12 protein-coding genes and 1 pseudogene are annotated in these 15,520 nt (G+C 55.9%); 7 read left to right on the top strand and 6 right to left on the bottom strand.

Annotation, left to right across the window (positions count from 1 at the left end; genetic code table 11):
* Positions 1-152: 152 nt before the first annotated feature.
* The 3 genes from GA0061101_RS20890 to mprF form a co-directional block, all read right to left on the bottom strand.
* A complete protein-coding gene (locus GA0061101_RS20890; RefSeq protein WP_092574767.1) occupies positions 153-1,196 on the bottom strand; it encodes an extracellular solute-binding protein in 1,044 nt (347 codons plus the stop codon).
* A gap of 208 nt (positions 1,197-1,404) precedes the next feature.
* Positions 1,405-2,688, bottom strand: a complete 1,284-nt coding sequence (locus GA0061101_RS20885; protein WP_092574765.1) for a virulence factor family protein — start codon at positions 2,686-2,688, stop codon at positions 1,405-1,407.
* A 122-nt stretch (positions 2,689-2,810) separates the two neighbouring features.
* A complete protein-coding gene (gene mprF, locus GA0061101_RS20880) occupies positions 2,811-5,276 on the bottom strand; it encodes a bifunctional lysylphosphatidylglycerol flippase/synthetase MprF (RefSeq protein ID WP_245297531.1) in 2,466 nt (821 codons plus the stop codon).
* Here mprF and GA0061101_RS40220 point away from each other — a divergent pair.
* Positions 5,164-5,406 carry a hypothetical protein gene (locus GA0061101_RS40220; RefSeq protein ID WP_245297533.1) on the top strand — a complete coding sequence of 81 codons (243 nt, stop codon included), beginning with the start codon at positions 5,164-5,166 and terminating at the stop codon, positions 5,404-5,406. The genes mprF and GA0061101_RS40220 overlap by 113 nt on opposite strands.
* A gap of 826 nt (positions 5,407-6,232) precedes the next feature.
* On the opposite strand, the gene GA0061101_RS20870 is transcribed toward GA0061101_RS40220, so the two are convergent.
* Complete coding sequence (locus tag GA0061101_RS20870) at positions 6,233-7,765, bottom strand: alkaline phosphatase family protein (RefSeq protein WP_092574761.1); 1,533 nt, start codon at positions 7,763-7,765, stop codon at positions 6,233-6,235.
* A gap of 793 nt (positions 7,766-8,558) precedes the next feature.
* Here GA0061101_RS20870 and GA0061101_RS41110 point away from each other — a divergent pair.
* Positions 8,559-8,903, top strand: a pseudogene (locus tag GA0061101_RS41110) (MarR family winged helix-turn-helix transcriptional regulator); the annotation flags it as partial.
* Between the two features lie 292 nt (positions 8,904-9,195).
* Here GA0061101_RS41110 and GA0061101_RS20855 read toward each other — a convergent pair.
* Together GA0061101_RS20855 and GA0061101_RS20850 are read right to left on the bottom strand one after the other, a co-directional pair.
* Positions 9,196-9,900, bottom strand: a complete 705-nt coding sequence (locus GA0061101_RS20855) for a hypothetical protein (RefSeq protein ID WP_092574757.1) — start codon at positions 9,898-9,900, stop codon at positions 9,196-9,198.
* On the bottom strand, positions 9,897-10,259 hold the full coding sequence (locus tag GA0061101_RS20850; RefSeq protein ID WP_425350006.1) for a hypothetical protein: 363 nt from the start codon (positions 10,257-10,259) through the stop codon (positions 9,897-9,899). The genes GA0061101_RS20855 and GA0061101_RS20850 overlap by 4 nt, the downstream gene beginning before the upstream one ends.
* A gap of 91 nt (positions 10,260-10,350) precedes the next feature.
* Between GA0061101_RS20850 and GA0061101_RS20845 the strand changes: the two genes are divergently transcribed.
* From GA0061101_RS20845 to GA0061101_RS20820, 5 genes are all read left to right on the top strand, one after another.
* Entirely contained in the window at positions 10,351-10,647 is a 297-nt protein-coding gene (locus GA0061101_RS20845; RefSeq protein WP_141694104.1) for a hypothetical protein, read from the top strand.
* Between the two features lie 291 nt (positions 10,648-10,938).
* The gene (locus GA0061101_RS20840; RefSeq protein ID WP_092574754.1) at positions 10,939-11,358 is read left to right on the top strand and encodes an SMI1/KNR4 family protein; all 420 of its coding nucleotides are present in this window, start codon (positions 10,939-10,941) and stop codon (positions 11,356-11,358) included.
* Positions 11,359-11,579: 221 nt separating this feature from the next.
* A complete protein-coding gene (locus tag GA0061101_RS20830; protein ID WP_092574753.1) occupies positions 11,580-12,821 on the top strand; it encodes an ankyrin repeat domain-containing protein in 1,242 nt (413 codons plus the stop codon).
* Between the two features lie 587 nt (positions 12,822-13,408).
* Positions 13,409-14,698, top strand: coding sequence for an amidase (locus GA0061101_RS20825; RefSeq protein ID WP_245297526.1), 1,290 nt, complete (start codon positions 13,409-13,411; stop codon positions 14,696-14,698).
* A 32-nt stretch (positions 14,699-14,730) separates the two neighbouring features.
* Positions 14,731-15,516 (top strand): transporter substrate-binding domain-containing protein, encoded by a 786-nt coding sequence (locus GA0061101_RS20820; protein WP_092574750.1) that lies wholly within the window; start codon positions 14,731-14,733, stop codon positions 15,514-15,516.
* Positions 15,517-15,520 lie beyond the last annotated feature (4 nt).

The following is a 15,520-nucleotide window of genomic DNA, read 5'->3' as shown; positions in this document are numbered from 1 at the left end:
CCTTCTTGCGTTAATCACCGAGATCCGACACGAAAGCACGCTCAATTTTAATCTTCTCAAAGACGAGGGCTTTATAAACTTCGCGCCCACATCATACATTTTCATCAATCCAAGCTCATAGCGCACCGAACCCGGCGCGTCTCCATTTTCGGTCAGGATTTTAAATGGAGAGCCCACAGTTTTCGTATGTCGGGCAGAGACTGCAAAATTTCGGGGGCATTTAGGTCCCATAGGTTCTCCGCCTCATGGCCTACCAGTTCGATCTGGCTCGATAGATCTGAATTGAGTTCGACATCCGATACGACGGGGGCCATCCCAAACGTCTCGGCGATTGATTGTTGCGCTTGCCTTGAGAGCACCGCGTCAATGTATTTCTGAGCGCTGGATCGGTTTCTTGAATGAGCCGGCACGGCGGCTTCGACGTTCAGATAGTAAGTCCCTTCGTCGGGAACGTTTTTCTGAAGTGAGAGGCCGAGCTTCTTTAACGCGAAATACCGTGTGAGTGGACCAAACATGACAGCGATTTCGCCTGTTCTCATCGCGGACATCGCGGCATCCGGTGTTTCATAAACATGGACACCAAGATCGCGCCAAGCGCGAAAGCCGGCGTCAGCGTGACTGACGCGCCCCCGAGCACCGCCATGCGCGGCAGATGCAATGAGCGCAGCGTCGATTATGTCCGAAGTGACAATGCCGAGACGCTTGGCCACAGGCCGATCCCAAAGGTCCGCAAGAGAGGTCGGCGTGCGGGGCGCTGCGGGAGTAGACATGATCGCGATCGGTGACCGCATGATCAGGGCTTTCCTTGCGCCCACCTCGTGCCTGACAGAAGCGGCCAGCCTTGGGATATCCTTTGAATTCAGTTCGTTGAACTCACCAAAGCCAGCCAGCTGCTTCATTTCAAAGTCGCGCGCGCAAATGACGTCGGCCCAACTATGGAAGGTCTCGGTTCCGAGATAGCGATCGGCCATGTTCATACTCAATGAGCGATCACTCAAGACTTCGGCGGCCGCCAGGCGCCTGAAGGAGGGGTCTACCTCCTTCTTCAAGGCCGTTTGAACCAGCTCGTCGGAAGCTGAGACCATCAGCGTTGCCGATGCGGCCGCAGCAACTTTGCCAAGGAGCGGCAGGTATAAACTGCTGGCAAGCAGTCCAAGAAGGTGGCGGCGTATGGGTTTCACAAGCGTTGATCTCAAACGTGGTTCTCCTTTTTCTGAACAGAGGTGCTCTCTTTTTTACTCTCCGAGAGAATACGGGCAGCAAAGCACCAATCCTCCCCCTGGTCTTTCAAAAAGGTCGCAGTCGCCGTCATCCCGACTACCATGCCGATCGATGTTAGGGTTGCCGAGCCCCAATCAGGCCGACTTTGCCGTCGAGCTTCTAGCCGCCACCTCACACCGCCGCCTAGTAGCGTTCAGCGGCTACATTGCTGTCTCGATTTCCTGCAACAGCAAGTCGCCGCTTGGCGCCATTGACAATGTCATGCGCCAGCACATCGTAGCGTCCATCGAAATGATGGCCACCGGAGGTTTTGATGAGCTCGCTTCCCGTTCCTTGAAGCTTCAGGCAGACGCTGTCCGTTTCCAATTCCCCGTAGAAGCACTGTATCATCTGCGCCTGTAGTTTCCCCAGGGCTGGCAAGGTCGGAGCGTCGCCGTAGCTGTTGCCGAGAAATGCCCCCACGGAGATCTGATAGTTTGCTGTATTTGAGACGCCGAGAAGCGATATCTCCACGATCTTCTTTTTGTCGCCGACCGGCAGCAGGTCATAGGCTTTCGGCAAAATATCGGCTCCAAAAGAATAGCCCACCAAAATGACGTGCTCGGCACCCCAGAGCTTCGTATAGGTATCGATGATGCGCGCCATGTCCTTCGCCGTCTCATCTGGTTTCTTTTTCGACCAGAAATATCGAAGCGAATCGACACCAACGGTGGGAACGCCGTCCTTCTGAAGGACATCACCTATCGATTTATCGATATCTCGCCAGCCGCCGTCTCCCGAATAAATGATCGCCATCGTTCCAAAGCTCGGTGCAGTGGGCAACTGTATCAGCGGCAAATCGCCGACGGAGTGATCGCTCGCGACCGCCACGCTGAGCGCTCGGTCGACGGCGGACAGCACCGCCTGATGGGGGTTTTCGGTAAGGTCCTTCGTCTGGATCGCGAAGCCTTGCTTCTTCAACTCAAGCACATGGGTGCGACCGTCGGTCGAAGCGGCGGCTGTGTAACCGACATCAACCGGGTTCCTGAGGCCGTGTGGCGACAACCCATAAATCGAGCCGCCGCTAACCGAAACACGTGGCGCATCCGTGCAGAGCGGCTTGACCAATGGAAGTGCTATCGTCGGATCGATGGCCACCGTCTGCTTGATGGTGGCATCCGGAGTTTGGGCGGCGATGGCGAGAACAAGAGCCCCGCTTGTTCTCATGCCGGCAATGATCGGCGACTGATAATGGGTGTCGTCAATGGCCCGCTGTATCTGGCGGCTCAAGGCTTCGATATCGGAAACAAGATAGATGCAGTCATTGGCAGGGCGTGCATTCAGCGTCGCCAGAAGTGTCTTCGTATCGATGCCGACGACGATCATTTGCTTGCTTTGCAGACTTGCCGCGAGAATATCCTCGTCAGCTCCCCAGCCCTCCTTGTCGGAGAACAGGAATACTTCACCTCGGACGGGGCCGGTCGGCAAAATAATTCGGGGTTTGCCCAAAAGGCCCGCGTCTATCGGGACATTTGATAAAGCGGGATTGCTGTCCGCAAACACCGCCGCAGCGCACCAGAAAAGCGCCAGAAAAACCAGGATATATCGTCTCACTTGCGCACCATACCCTTAAAGCCACCGCTGATTAATGCGGTGATGTCGGCAAGGGCGAGGGGCGGGCTGGTTCCGTTCGAAACCGCCAGATATCGCGGTTGCCATTGCGGCTGAAATTTTGCCTTGAAGGTTCTTAGACCGATAAAATGATAGAAGCGCTCTCCACGCTCATAGACGACGCGCGCGATGCGATGCCAAAATGGTGCGGCAGGGCTGTTCGAGAGCCCGGAAAGAGGGGCCATGCCGATATCGAACGAGAGATAGCCCTTGCCTTTCAGGTGAAGTATCAGACTGACGATGAGATACTCCATCGTTCCAGACGGGGCGTCTGACATCGAACGCATCAAATCTATGGTCACCTGGTTTTTAAGCGATGTGCGCAAGATCGTTGCGAAAGCGATGATCTTACCATCACGTTTGATGATTGCGACTGGCTGTGCACAGACGTAATCGGCGTCGAAGGCACCAAGCGAGAAACTTTTCTCCCGTGATTTCTGCGCTGCAAGCCAGCTGTCGGAAATTTCCCGCAGGCTGTGGATTTCATCCGCTACCTCATCAGGTTCCAAGAGGAAGAAGGACAATCCATCTCGTTGCGCGCGATTGACGGCATGCCGCAAGCTTGCTCGTTTCGCTCCACCAAGATCAAATGATTTCAAATCGATGTGGGCTGCCTCTCCGATCTTGTAGGCCCTCAGGCCGGCGTCGGCATATAGGGAGAGATTCTGTGGCTGGACCTGATAAAACACCGCTCTGCCGCCCGCGCGCTGCGCCATCTCGACGAACTGCCAAATGAGGCTCGCGGATGCATCCCGTGGTCCGACAGGGTCGAAGAGGGCGACCCAGGACAGACCATGGCGGCTGAACATGATGAAAGCTCTCCGATCGTTTGAGAATAAGACCATCTTGTCGCCCATCCGTACGAGGTTGGCATCAGGATAAGGTTGGCTTGCGACGATCGCTATCGCCTCATCGATCTCCGCCTTGGAGGGGTAACACGCCTTGCCCTTCGCGGGTCGCAACAGTGTCCAGCCAGCAAGCGCTCCCGCTCCGATTAGCAGACCAAGCAATGCACGAAGGCTGCGAGGCGCCTCGTCGGTGAACTCGAAATCCCACCACAATCCGTTTTGGTAGTCGACGTCGCTGTAAACGAGGAAGAGCACAACAATGGCACTCATCAGCACCGTCGCGATCGCCACAAGCCAGGATGTTGAGAGGGGCTGATGCATCAAGGATGCGGGTCGGGAAAATTGGCGTCGTGAGGCGATCAAGGCCGCGAGTAACAGCAGCAGTATGGCTGATTCACTCAGTGCGATCGCCTTCAGAAGCGAAAGGACAATCGCCGCGCCGACACTTGCGCTCGCGGCCCACCAGGCGCCATCCAAGCGATGCGCCAGCCCTCGCGCTATCACGATCAATCCGAGGCCAAGGACACTCTCGAGGAAGTGAGCACTCTCGACGATCGACAGCGGAAGGTATTTTGCAAGCAGGTCGAGCCTGGCAATCGAGGCTGGCGTCACGCCGGAAACGATCAGTGCCACACCCATCGCAAAGGTCAGTGCGGAAAGAACATTGGGTGACAGACGCAATCCGACTCTGGCCAACCATGACGCTCGCTTCGCCATTCTGCCGCGGCGGAACTCAGCCGTGCCTATCAGTCCGGCCGCCAGGAGGAAGGGGAGGCCGTAATATATCAATCGATAAAGAAGGAGAGCGGAGATTACGTCACCCATTGGGGACGTCCCTCCCAACACGGCGACAATCACGGCCTCGAACGCGCCCAGGCCCGCCGGGACGTGGCTTGCGATGCCCAATGCAATCGCAACGGAGAAAACGGCGACAAATGCAGGAAAGCCGATGTCCATATGGGGCAGGAGAACCCAGAGGGCCGCCGCAGCACTTGCAACGTCGGCAACCGTGGCGGCAAACTGAACGAGCATGATTCTGGGCCGCGGAAGCGCCATTGAACGGCCGCGCCATAGGGGCACAGAGCGGCCGGATGCGGACAGCGTGAACACAGCCGCCAGGCCGATCAGGAGCCCGCCGCCGATCATCGTGAGCGCTTGGGGAGAAACATTAATCGATCCGGCGATATCCGCCGGGTTCGACACGAGTCCAACGGCCATCACTGCGGCGACGCCGAGGCCAAAAGCCAGCGTTATATAGGCTATGATGTTTCCGATATCGGCGGGCTTGAGGCCAAGCCGGCGATAGTGGTGATAACGGATCGCGCCGCCTGACAACGGACCGTAGCCGACAAAGTTGCCCACGGCATATGCGCAAAATGATGTGCGAAAGACGTCGGCACTAGGAATCCGAAGCCGTAGGTGCCACAGAGCCGAAAAATCATAAATGCTGAGGCAAACAAAGCTCAACAGCGTAAAGCACGCCGCAGCGACGACGTCGTATGGTGGTGTCCTAAAAACACTGGCGACTATATCCTCGAAGTTGACGTTTTGCACCAATCCGGAGAAGGAGGCCCACAGAACGACAAGAATGGGGACGCCAATGGCCATGGAAAAAATTGGCTTCAAGGCGGATATCAGCTTGCCAATCAGAGCCGGCGGCGATTTCTCATTGTTTGTCATGGAATGATGTTCAGGGATGGTCAAGCTGCCTCCCACTCTCTAATTTATTGATTCGACGCTTCTTTTTTCAATTGCCTCTCTCCGTTGGCTCTAGCCTTCGAAACAGACACGCACGACCAGAGCCACCCGAGCTGCAAGTGATCTCTGTCTTTCAGGAAGGGTTGAAGCTAAATGACAAAGCTTTCGGCGTAATGGCCGCTTTCATACAGATCGGTAAGGTCTGGGCGAAAACGTATCATCACCCTTCGCGGGCGGAGCAGAAATCGGAAATGGAGCTACATCGCATGGGCGGGAGCTTTGACCAGAAACCGGTTCGGCCATTTCGAAGCCGCATCCGTATCTAAGCGTCAAACAGGCGAACCATTATGTCGTATGCTCAAGACATTTCCGACAGACTCGCCGCGGTCGATGCTCTCTACCGGTGCGGCGAGGACCGGATAGATCTCATTCAGAATGAGGAAGTTTTGTGCCGTTCCTGTCGCCATGCGGCTCCGCCACTAGCTGGTACACCCGCAGGCAGATCAATCAAGCTCGCGAATACACGCTGAATAAGGTGGAGTCCGGCGTCAACAAGGCGATACGCGCGGATGTCGCGGAATCCAGGGTCGCCAAAGGCGAATTCCTTCCTCTGTATAACCTTTGAGGTGTGGGGTGGGTACGACACGGTATTTTGCCTGCCGCTGCGGTAGAGCCCATGCGGCTGCGAACGACCTGTGAAGGACTATTTTCGATCGCAGTCGCATAGAGCGAAAACGTGGAATTTTGATCCATTTACCAATTCTGTCAGGCACGGTCCTGGAGCCAAGCAGCGCTCCAGAACCTGCTATCGAGGCCTAGAAACCAGAGCGCGGCAGTGGCTGTGTGCCCTCCTCCATGACGGCTTGCAGCTCTGCTGGATCGAGGCCTAGCGCACGCAATATTGTCGGCGCGACCTGTGTTGTTTGAACCTGCGCAGTGATTGCCTGGCCCTTTATCGCCGGATTGCTTAGAAGAAGAAGAACATTTCGATCATTTGCGTTACTGCCGCCATGTTCAGCAATCTTTGTCCCAGACGTATAAACGACGCCCGGATTTACAGTGACGATAAAATCAGGCGTACGGCTGTCCTTGGAGGGGTCCTGATAGGCAATCGCCATCTGATTTGGCGTCATGATTTGCCCAACGCCAAGCGTTTTCACCGCCTTATCAAGATATGCCGTTGCATCGGCAGTATTTTTTTCACGATCCTGCGGCTTTAGCCAGATCAGCGCGGCATCGTCGGCGATGTGGAAGCCATAACCAGGCGTTTTAGTATATGGATCATCGTCCAGCGCTTGAAAGGTGGTCGGATCAATCGGCGATTGGCCGTGCTTCGACGCCAAGATTATCAATGTGCTTGCTTCAAGTTTGTTGTCGCGAAGCGCGGATACGAGTTGACCAAGCGCAGTATCGACGTAGTCAAGTTGCAGAGCCAAACCATTGTTCGGCGCAGCCGATGCGTCGGAATACCCGCCGACAAGGCCGGCATCGTCAGCAGGGCCGGATTTCGGTAGCTTCTGTCCAACACTCACAGCTTGAAAGTTCATGCCGAACAGGGTTGGAACCGCCTGCTTGGTTGTGCCAGTGCTATCGAAGCCATGCATCTCATTGATCACAGCTTTGACGCGGGCGTCGTCAAAATCGCGCTCGGCTTTGAAGCTGCCGGTTGTCTTCACTTTTGTGCCGGGGATAACAGAATCCTGCTCCAGCGCAAAAAGGTCATCCAGACCCTTGCCCGACGGGCCGGCAAGCCATTCATAAGCCGGATGTTTGTCAGACCAAGCGGTGCGGCCACCATGCTTCTTCACGATCTCAAACACATTGTTCACCCGCACAAAATCATGCGGATAGACGACCGTGCATTTGCCGTTCACCATCGCCAAAGGCAATTTCACTGGGTCGATCTGCGTCATCGGCAGCCCTGGCTTGCCGCCCGCATCAAGTCGGGTAGAGTCAACATCGATGTTCTCGGCAAAAGCGACCTCTGCACCAGGGGCGCCCTGACAGTTCGAACCCGGAGCGAAGTAAGTCCGGTCATAGCTGTCGTCATAAAAGACGCCGGTGACCGCCGGGGAGCCGCCGGTCACTTGCGCAACCATGCCTGGAAAGGAGTCAGATGGATTGGACGTTAGTGCATTGGGATAAAATAGACCGGTTTGGGCAAGATGAGCGAGAGTGCTCGTCGGGTGACCTGCGACGTAATTTGCCAGATCGATGGCATGCATGCCATCGATGCTAATGAGCAAAACATGCTGATAACTTGCCGGAGCAGCCTGAGCTTGAACCATCCCAAACGTTGGCATCATCGCAGTGGCACCCAGCAGCATCGCGCGGAAAAATTTCCTCATCGGCTCTATCCTCCTCATCATCACTTCACACAAGAGCGCTAACACCGGCCAATGACAGCGATGTGAAACCTCAGACTTGTCCTGGTGGACACCAGAGTCGGCGGCGGGACGAAGGAGTGATGTTAAATTCCACGTCGTTTTTGTGAAACGGCTCAGAACATTCACCCCTTTCGGATGACATCTAAGCTATTGAGTTCACCTAGTAATTTAGCGGCATTGCGGATCAGCGCCAGCAATTAGTTGACCCTAGCCAATGTATCAATTTTCTAAGCGCTTCCAAATGGTTGTCGTGGACACTCGTGGGGTGAATATTCTGAGCCGATTCACACGTTTTCCGACACCGGCGCCGACGGCACAGGGTTCGTTCCGATGCTTGACCGATCTGGCTGATTTATGGTTGGAGGACATGGTCGCCAAGGCGTTACAGTTCTTGTGCGCTCCAGCAACCAAATCCTTATCGATCTTGGAGGGACATGACCTCTCGTTCGACTGATGGATAGCTGTCGCAACGCGGATGTCCTATGGCGATGCAAGTTTTATTGTACAAGTTGATTCTGTTTAGCGCTCGGATAGCGTGACCTGCGAAGTTGTCGTGACGAATCCGCGCCTCTGCACACCGCCACTGATCACCGTCCGATGCCAGGGGAGACCCATTCAAAGATGTCGAAACCCACGCTCGAAGGAGCAGCAATAGCTGAATTTATCCACGCAATTTTTTTGGCCAATGGCCGGATCATACGGGCCGGCGATGCTTTGCTTCGCGACCTGGGACTGACGGGGCGCTCGTTGGCAAGTCCTAGCAGCGATCAAGGATACGCCAAGAACAGTCGCGCAAATCGCCCGGCAATTCGAACTGAGCCGGCAAGGCGTGCTTTGGCTTGTTCGTAGCTTGCTAAAGGATAACCTTGTCAAATATGTCAACAACCCCGACCACAAGCGAGCAAAACTTCTCGTTTTCACAGAACGAGGCCGCCAGTTATATAAAGAAGTTGAGTGGCGTCAGCGCATTTGGACACACGAAATTGGCACGAGTTTCAATCTGGAGAACCTTCAATCGACGACGCAGTGTATCCGCCGTCTCGGGGAATCCATCAAGGGCGGCGACGGCAATGATGACGAATCAGAAATTGGATCGTGAAGCCCAGTACTTGCCGCTTCGCTCCAGGCTGGCGATCGACGTGCTCGCCGCCCAACTTCCCGCGAGCTTTGGAGGCTAGGCCTGCGGGCATTGAAGGTCGCTGGCTGTGAACAGGCTCGGAACAATGACCCCGTTGGGATCCTCTGCAACAGTTTGAAATTTATGGGGAAATCGGAACGTTCATGGGATCACGGCCAGCGCCGGTATGTTCTCTATTTTCTGTAAAGAACGTAATATATTGCCAATAACTTAAGCCACTCTTCATGGGGTCGCCCTTGGATGCTCTTCACACCTATCCGCCGGGAGCTGGATTTGCTCCGATGATGATCATAAAAAGCACGAGAGCCCCGGTCTCGACCCCGTCTCTCAAGGCCGTCAATGGTCGCAACATAGTATTGAGCCGCCGGTTCCGTTCCAGTGCCGGCTCATCATCTGAAACAACCAATGTTTCAGAGACAGTTGGTGTCGTCAGATCGACCCCGGTATACGCTTCGCGGCTGTTTGCGGGGTACTGCCGTCCTGACAATTCAGTGCTCCAGATCATGTACAGCGGTGTGTCGAAATCACCGACAACATTTCCGTTGGAAGGCACGAAGCCAAGAGTTACCAGGTCAGCTCTGAGATCGTCAGGCAATATGCCTTTTCTTGTTTTGCTGAGGTTGGAATCATAGCCACCAAGCATAATGCTGATCTTGGCTGTCGCCATGCCCGTCGACCGCACTCTTATTTTGTCGAGATAGGCTCGGGTTCCACCGAGCGAACTGAGGCGATCATATCGTGCCGATGACAGCTCGTTCAGACGGTTTGGAGGCAGAGTGAAATCATAATCGTGGACGAGCGTTCGCAAAAGCAGGCGCTCACCCGAATTGCTGACGTTGAGCGCGACAACAGCTTCGTTCGTTTCCACAGGAACATCGGGATAGGTCGGAACCAGAAAGGAAATTCCGATGATCGCAACCACCAAAATGAGAGGGAGTTTCAAAAGTCTCTTCGTCAAAGCTTTTTCTCTTGAATGCTTGCCACTTCGAACGGATTGAATTTGTATTGGTCTTCTTCGTATCGAGTGTTGTGACGAGCCGCCAGGGCTGCTTCAACGCCTTCCCGCGTCATTTCATCGGCGATATCATCAATCAGAGCAGCGATCTCGAGTTGTTCGGCATTGATTGACGGCTGCTGATCATCTTTTTGGACGACCGTGATCAGCACATCGGGCAATCCGATCAGATGAAAGCCGACGCTGGCCATCTTGCCCAACCCAAAAGCAGGCATCCTGGATTTCGAAGAGATCACCGTCGACGATCCGGCAAACTGATAATGCGCGGAAAACACCATCCCGGTTGCTCGCTTATCCATCATGATCTGCTTCCAGAACCATTGCCATAAGCTCCGAAGCCCTATCAAACAACAGATAATAACGACATCTCCTGTGCAAGTCGAAAGGCACACAATGCGCATTCTTCTCATTCTTGGTTCATTGATCGCGGGAACGATTGCCGGTATTTTCCTGTGCGGGATGATCTGGCGAACTTCCGCCCAAGAAGGAACAATGGCGATGATGATCGGGGGAACCACGCCGGTTGTCCTCGCGGCCTGTTCGTATCTCATCACCAGGATGGCTGACGGTCAGCGGCCAAGCCCTCGCAATGCGCGGACATGGCTCACTCTCTTTTGTATAGCAGCGGCCGGGGCGGGACTTTTCCTGTCGGCAATTATCGCTGTTTTCTTGTTGCTCCAGCACGGTTAGAGATCGCTACCTGTAAATCAATGCCGAAGATTTCCCCCCCAAACAGAAAGGAAACAAGTGCATGACTTTGCAAGAAAATTTGTAACCTGTTTAGGGTCATCATTGCCGATCATGACGCCGGGCGGTTTCAACTTTGAATTTCCGTTCAGTGTCTTGCGCGGCAACGTTAAGGGGTGAGCCCTCGGTGCTGATCCACGCCGTTGCCTGAGAACAGCGTTTTCACTTCGTGCAGTGTGGCCGCGCGTTGTTTTAAGGTGCGTGCTTAAGATTGATCCGGCCATCGGAAATGGAATGACAGACAAGATTGACGCATTGGAAACTTTGATCGAATTGGGTCGCAACCCAATGACGGGTGTCTACCTCAATCCCGTAGCGGAAGAAGACGCTCTCGATCAGATGCAGGTGGCTGCTCGGCGGGACTTAGACGAGTTGGTGCCGGAGGCGTATGTCGCCTTGCTCCGACTAACGAACGGGATACAGATCAACTGCGCATACTTCAAAACGGCAGAGGACCTTGTGCCTGAGAATCTGGACCTGGAAAGTGCCGAGGTTATTGTTCTTGGCCACGCTGGGAATATGGCACAGTTCGTTTTCGATCGACGGGATCGGCAGTTTCATACGATCAATATGGGGTTCCCGGACGAGCGGTTTGAAACCTTCGATTCATTCGCGGATATGCTGGCGACGGTGCTACGAGAGCAGTGTGGATGAGCTTAGAAGCCTATCTGCCGTACGGTCCCATCAGTGTCGCCGTCTGGAGCCAGGTCGCTGAGCGCCAATCGCGTATTTTCTGGAGGCGCGATTGCTGGGCGTGGATGGACGCTGCGAGCGGGCTGATGGGGTCGGTCACTTGATTGCCCATCGATTGATCGATTTAAGCTCGTTGCTTGGCGCACTGGACAGCCGAAGCGGAAGCATCCCTAGGAAAAAGCATGGATAGCGAAGCAATGAGTTCAAAACCGATGCATCCGCTGCTGGCCCTGTTGCTTACGGCGGCGGCCCTCTGCCTGTTCGGGCCGTTGCTGTTTCTTGCGCTTGTTAGCGGCCAGGGCGGCTACTCGGCGGCAGTCGCGGTCGTGGAACTGGCCATGGTCGCCTGTCCCATGGGTGCGATTATGCTTGTCGTCTATGCCGTGCTGGACAAACCATGGAAGCGTCCGTTCCCGCGTTCCTGGTTCTTCTGGCTGCAAGTGCTGGCGATAGGGATAATCGGCATGAGCGTCGCCTCGGGCTTTCTCGAAGATTGGCAGCGCCAGCGCCAGCAGGCTTGGGATTACGAAGAAGAGCAACGTGCCAAGGAGCCCCGGGGCGTCATGCAGGCCGCGCTATTCCATGACGACGACGCAAGCTTCGCCAAGGCATACAAGATCTGCGGGAAATCCTGCCCGCGTGGGGAATGGCTACCTAAGGCCATCGTCGCGCAGGCACCACGCATCCTCGGCGTGCTGCTGGAGGGTGCGACCAAGCGAACCTATGAGAAAGAGTTTCTGAACAGAGCTTACCTCATGGGTATCTGCAAGGAGGGTGCTTACTACGAAGGCTATTTCGCCCTGCCAGGGCGGGCGGGTGCCAGTGGCAACATGGCCGTGATCGAGCGGTTTCTGCCGCAATGGGACCGGGATCAGGTGCAGGAAGCCTTTGCCGGCGCCGCCTTCGGCAACCACGTAGACACCATGCGCGCGTTGATCGCACATGGCGCAAACCCGCACCAGCCAATGAACGAGAACCCTCCTGCAGAGGTCGCCTTCGACAGTGTCACCAGTGCGGCGGTGCGCTCAGGGGCCATCGACGCCTTGCGTTGGCTCGGCGAGCAAGGCGTCAGGGTCGGCAGTGACAATGAGCAGGACCAGGTCTGGACATCCTTCGACGAGTGGATCGAACACAGCCCGAGCGCCGTCTGGATCGGACAACTCGAAGCCATGCTGGATGCGCTGGCGAGACTCGGTGCTGTGCCCGCGCATAGCAGCCATGGCGGGTCGCTAGGGCGCGCCGCAGGGGCCGGCGACGCTTTGCTTGCCCATGCGTTGCTGCGTCATGGCGCCGTGGTTGAGAGCATTGATGATGACGACTTGCGGGCGGCACTGCAGGCGTTGCTGAAGAGGCCACCGGATCAACTGGGCAGCGATGACGGCACGCACATACTTTTGTGCCACGATGACTCGGCACCTGATTGAAGCACGCAGGCCATGCCTATTCCATGCGGTAAAACGATGACCCATCCGATGCCTCGTGGATATCGACCCGATCATTCATGGAACCGATGACCATCTCCGCATGAGAAGTATGAAGCTGGAATACTCCAGCCTCAGCTGGTCCAGAAACCTGGGGCGTTCACGCGTTCTCTTTTTCGCTGCGCGGCCATCTTCGAAGCGACAATACTTCGTTTCCTCGGCAAGGCGGAAAATTGGCGCGAACGTCTAAATTCATATTGTTCCGTAGTTTAGTGCCCAGAAGCCTGAGAAGCCGAAGGTTCGATTCCTATCAAGACCAGGGACCTTTCTGACTTAGGCGCAGCCCTCTGTCGAATCTTTGTGCAACGCTTCCTGTCAACATCACGGCGTTGCGGCGCGGGTGGATTGGGCGCCCCACGTCGAGAGTCATAACTATTGGTAATCAACCAACCGTCCGCAGGAATTAGGAAGCTCGGGGCCGACCTGTTAGCGTCCAGCTAGCAGAAAGCGCGACATGAGAGCAACAAGACCTGATGGCGAAGCACCTTCCCCAAACGATTGCACAGATACATGTCAGCTTCGCTGCCGGCATGTCGCCTGTGACCTTGGTTGAAGACTGCCTGCGCCGGATCGATGAGCTAAACGGCAAAAATCGGGCGATGATCTTCGTCGCGCGTGATGAAGCACTGGAAGAGGCCCGAGAGGCAGAGGCAGTAATTCGAGCGGGCAAACGCCTCGGCTCGCTGCATGGCATCCCGATCGCCGTGAAGGACGTGATCGATGTTCGTGGCTGGCAAACGACCGCTGCGTCCCGCCTGTTTGATAGCGACGATACCGTGAGCGACGCCCGTTGCGTGGCGAACCTGAGATCGGCAGGCGCGATCATCATCGGCAAAACAAATCTCCATGAGCTGACTGCCGGCAATCACGACAATCCCTGGTACGGCAAGGTGGTCAACCCCATCGATCCGGAGCGAGGCACTGGCGGAACGAGCAGCGGGTCTGCGGCTGCGGTGGCGGCAGGCTTCTGCGTCGCTGCCATTGGCACAGATACCGGCGGATCAAACCGATCAGTTGCCGCCGCGACCGGGCTCGCGGGCTTCAAACCGACCAACGGTGTCATTGACCCGACTGGCACTCTGCCGACCGCACCGACATTCGACACGATCGGCCCGATTGCTGCCAGCGTGGCCGACGCCCGTTTGCTTCATTATGCGATGGTCGGCATGGATCCACCGGACGAGAGAAGCGTTTCGGTGTCGGGCCTTCGGATCGGTGTGTGCCCAGATTTATACGCAGCAGCTGTTGATCCCGCGACCATAGCCGCACATGACGCCTTTCTGGCTTCCGCACAAATGGCGGGCGCTCAAATCCAGGCCCTCCCATTCCAGTTCGCCCGCGAGGTCCGCGAGGCAGGGCTAACGATACTGATGTATGAGTTCAGAACTCACTATGGCCGGCTCGTGGAAGCGCAGCCGGAGCGGGTAGGGGCAGCAGTTCGCAACTTCCTATCGACGGGCGCCCCGATTTCAGAAGCTGGCTATCGATCAGCGCTCGCCTACCGGGCGCAAATCCAGGGCGAGTTCCAGAACCTCATGTCGGAGGTCGACGTTTTGGCAACACCAGTCGTTCCCGGTTTTGCACCAAGACTGTCGGACGAAATGACGGCAGTGGGAAACGAGTTCGTGCCCTATGGTTTGGCGGGCGGTCACTTCCGTCGCTGGGCCAACTTCTTCGGTGTTCCGACGCTCGCAATGCCAGTGCCGACAAAAGGCGCGCTTCCAGCATCCATGCAGATCACCACACCTCAAGACACGGACGACTACCTGTTTTCCGTGTGCAGTGCTCTGAGCCGATTGGGGACCGGCTCGGCTTATTGAATCCAACATCCACAAAAAAGGGGAATAAAAACATGAAAAAGATTGCAATCGTACTATCCGTCATCGCTGCAACGTTCGGCGTGGCCAAGTCGTCCTCCGCTGCTGACGACGTCATCCGTTTCGGCGTGGCCGCTGAACCTTACGCACCTTTCTCGGTCAAGGACGCAAGCGGCAAATGGCAGGGCTGGGAGATCGACCTGATGGACGCCGTCTGCAAGCAGATGAAGGCGAAGTGCGAGGTCGTTGACGTCGCATGGGACGGCATCATCCCGGCACTGCTTGCCAAGAAGTTCGATGTCATCTGGAGCTCCATGTCGATTACCGACGCGCGCAAGAAGGTCATCGATTTCACCGACAAGTATTATTACTCGCCCAATGTCCTGGTCGGGGCAAAGGCTGACACGCGCAGCTTCGATGTGGCAAAGCCCGACAGCTTCAAGGGAATTGCGGTCGCCGCACAGAGCTCGAGCCTACAGGCCACCTATATGCAGCAGAAATTCAATGGCATCTCCGATCTGAAACTCTATCCGACGCTCGATGACGAGATCGCCGACATGCAGGCGGGCCGCGTCGATCTCATGGCGGCCGCAGGGATACAGATCCAGGATTTCCTCAACAAGCCCGAGGGCCAGGCCTACGAGATCAAGGTGACCTTGCCGCATGAGACGATGTTCGGCGACGGCGACGGCGGCGGCCTGCGCAAGGAAGATACCGCGCTTAAGGACAAGCTGAATGCCGCTCTCAAGGCCGTACATGCGAGCGGCGAATATGACGCGATAACCAAGCGTTATTTCAACTTCGACATCTATGGCGAATAATGAT

It is taken from the genome of Martinezella lusitana, assembly GCF_900094565.1.
Classification (GTDB): Bacteria; Pseudomonadota; Alphaproteobacteria; order Rhizobiales; family Rhizobiaceae; genus Rhizobium; species Rhizobium lusitanum.
This window is presented reverse-complemented; position numbering and strand designations above follow the sequence as displayed.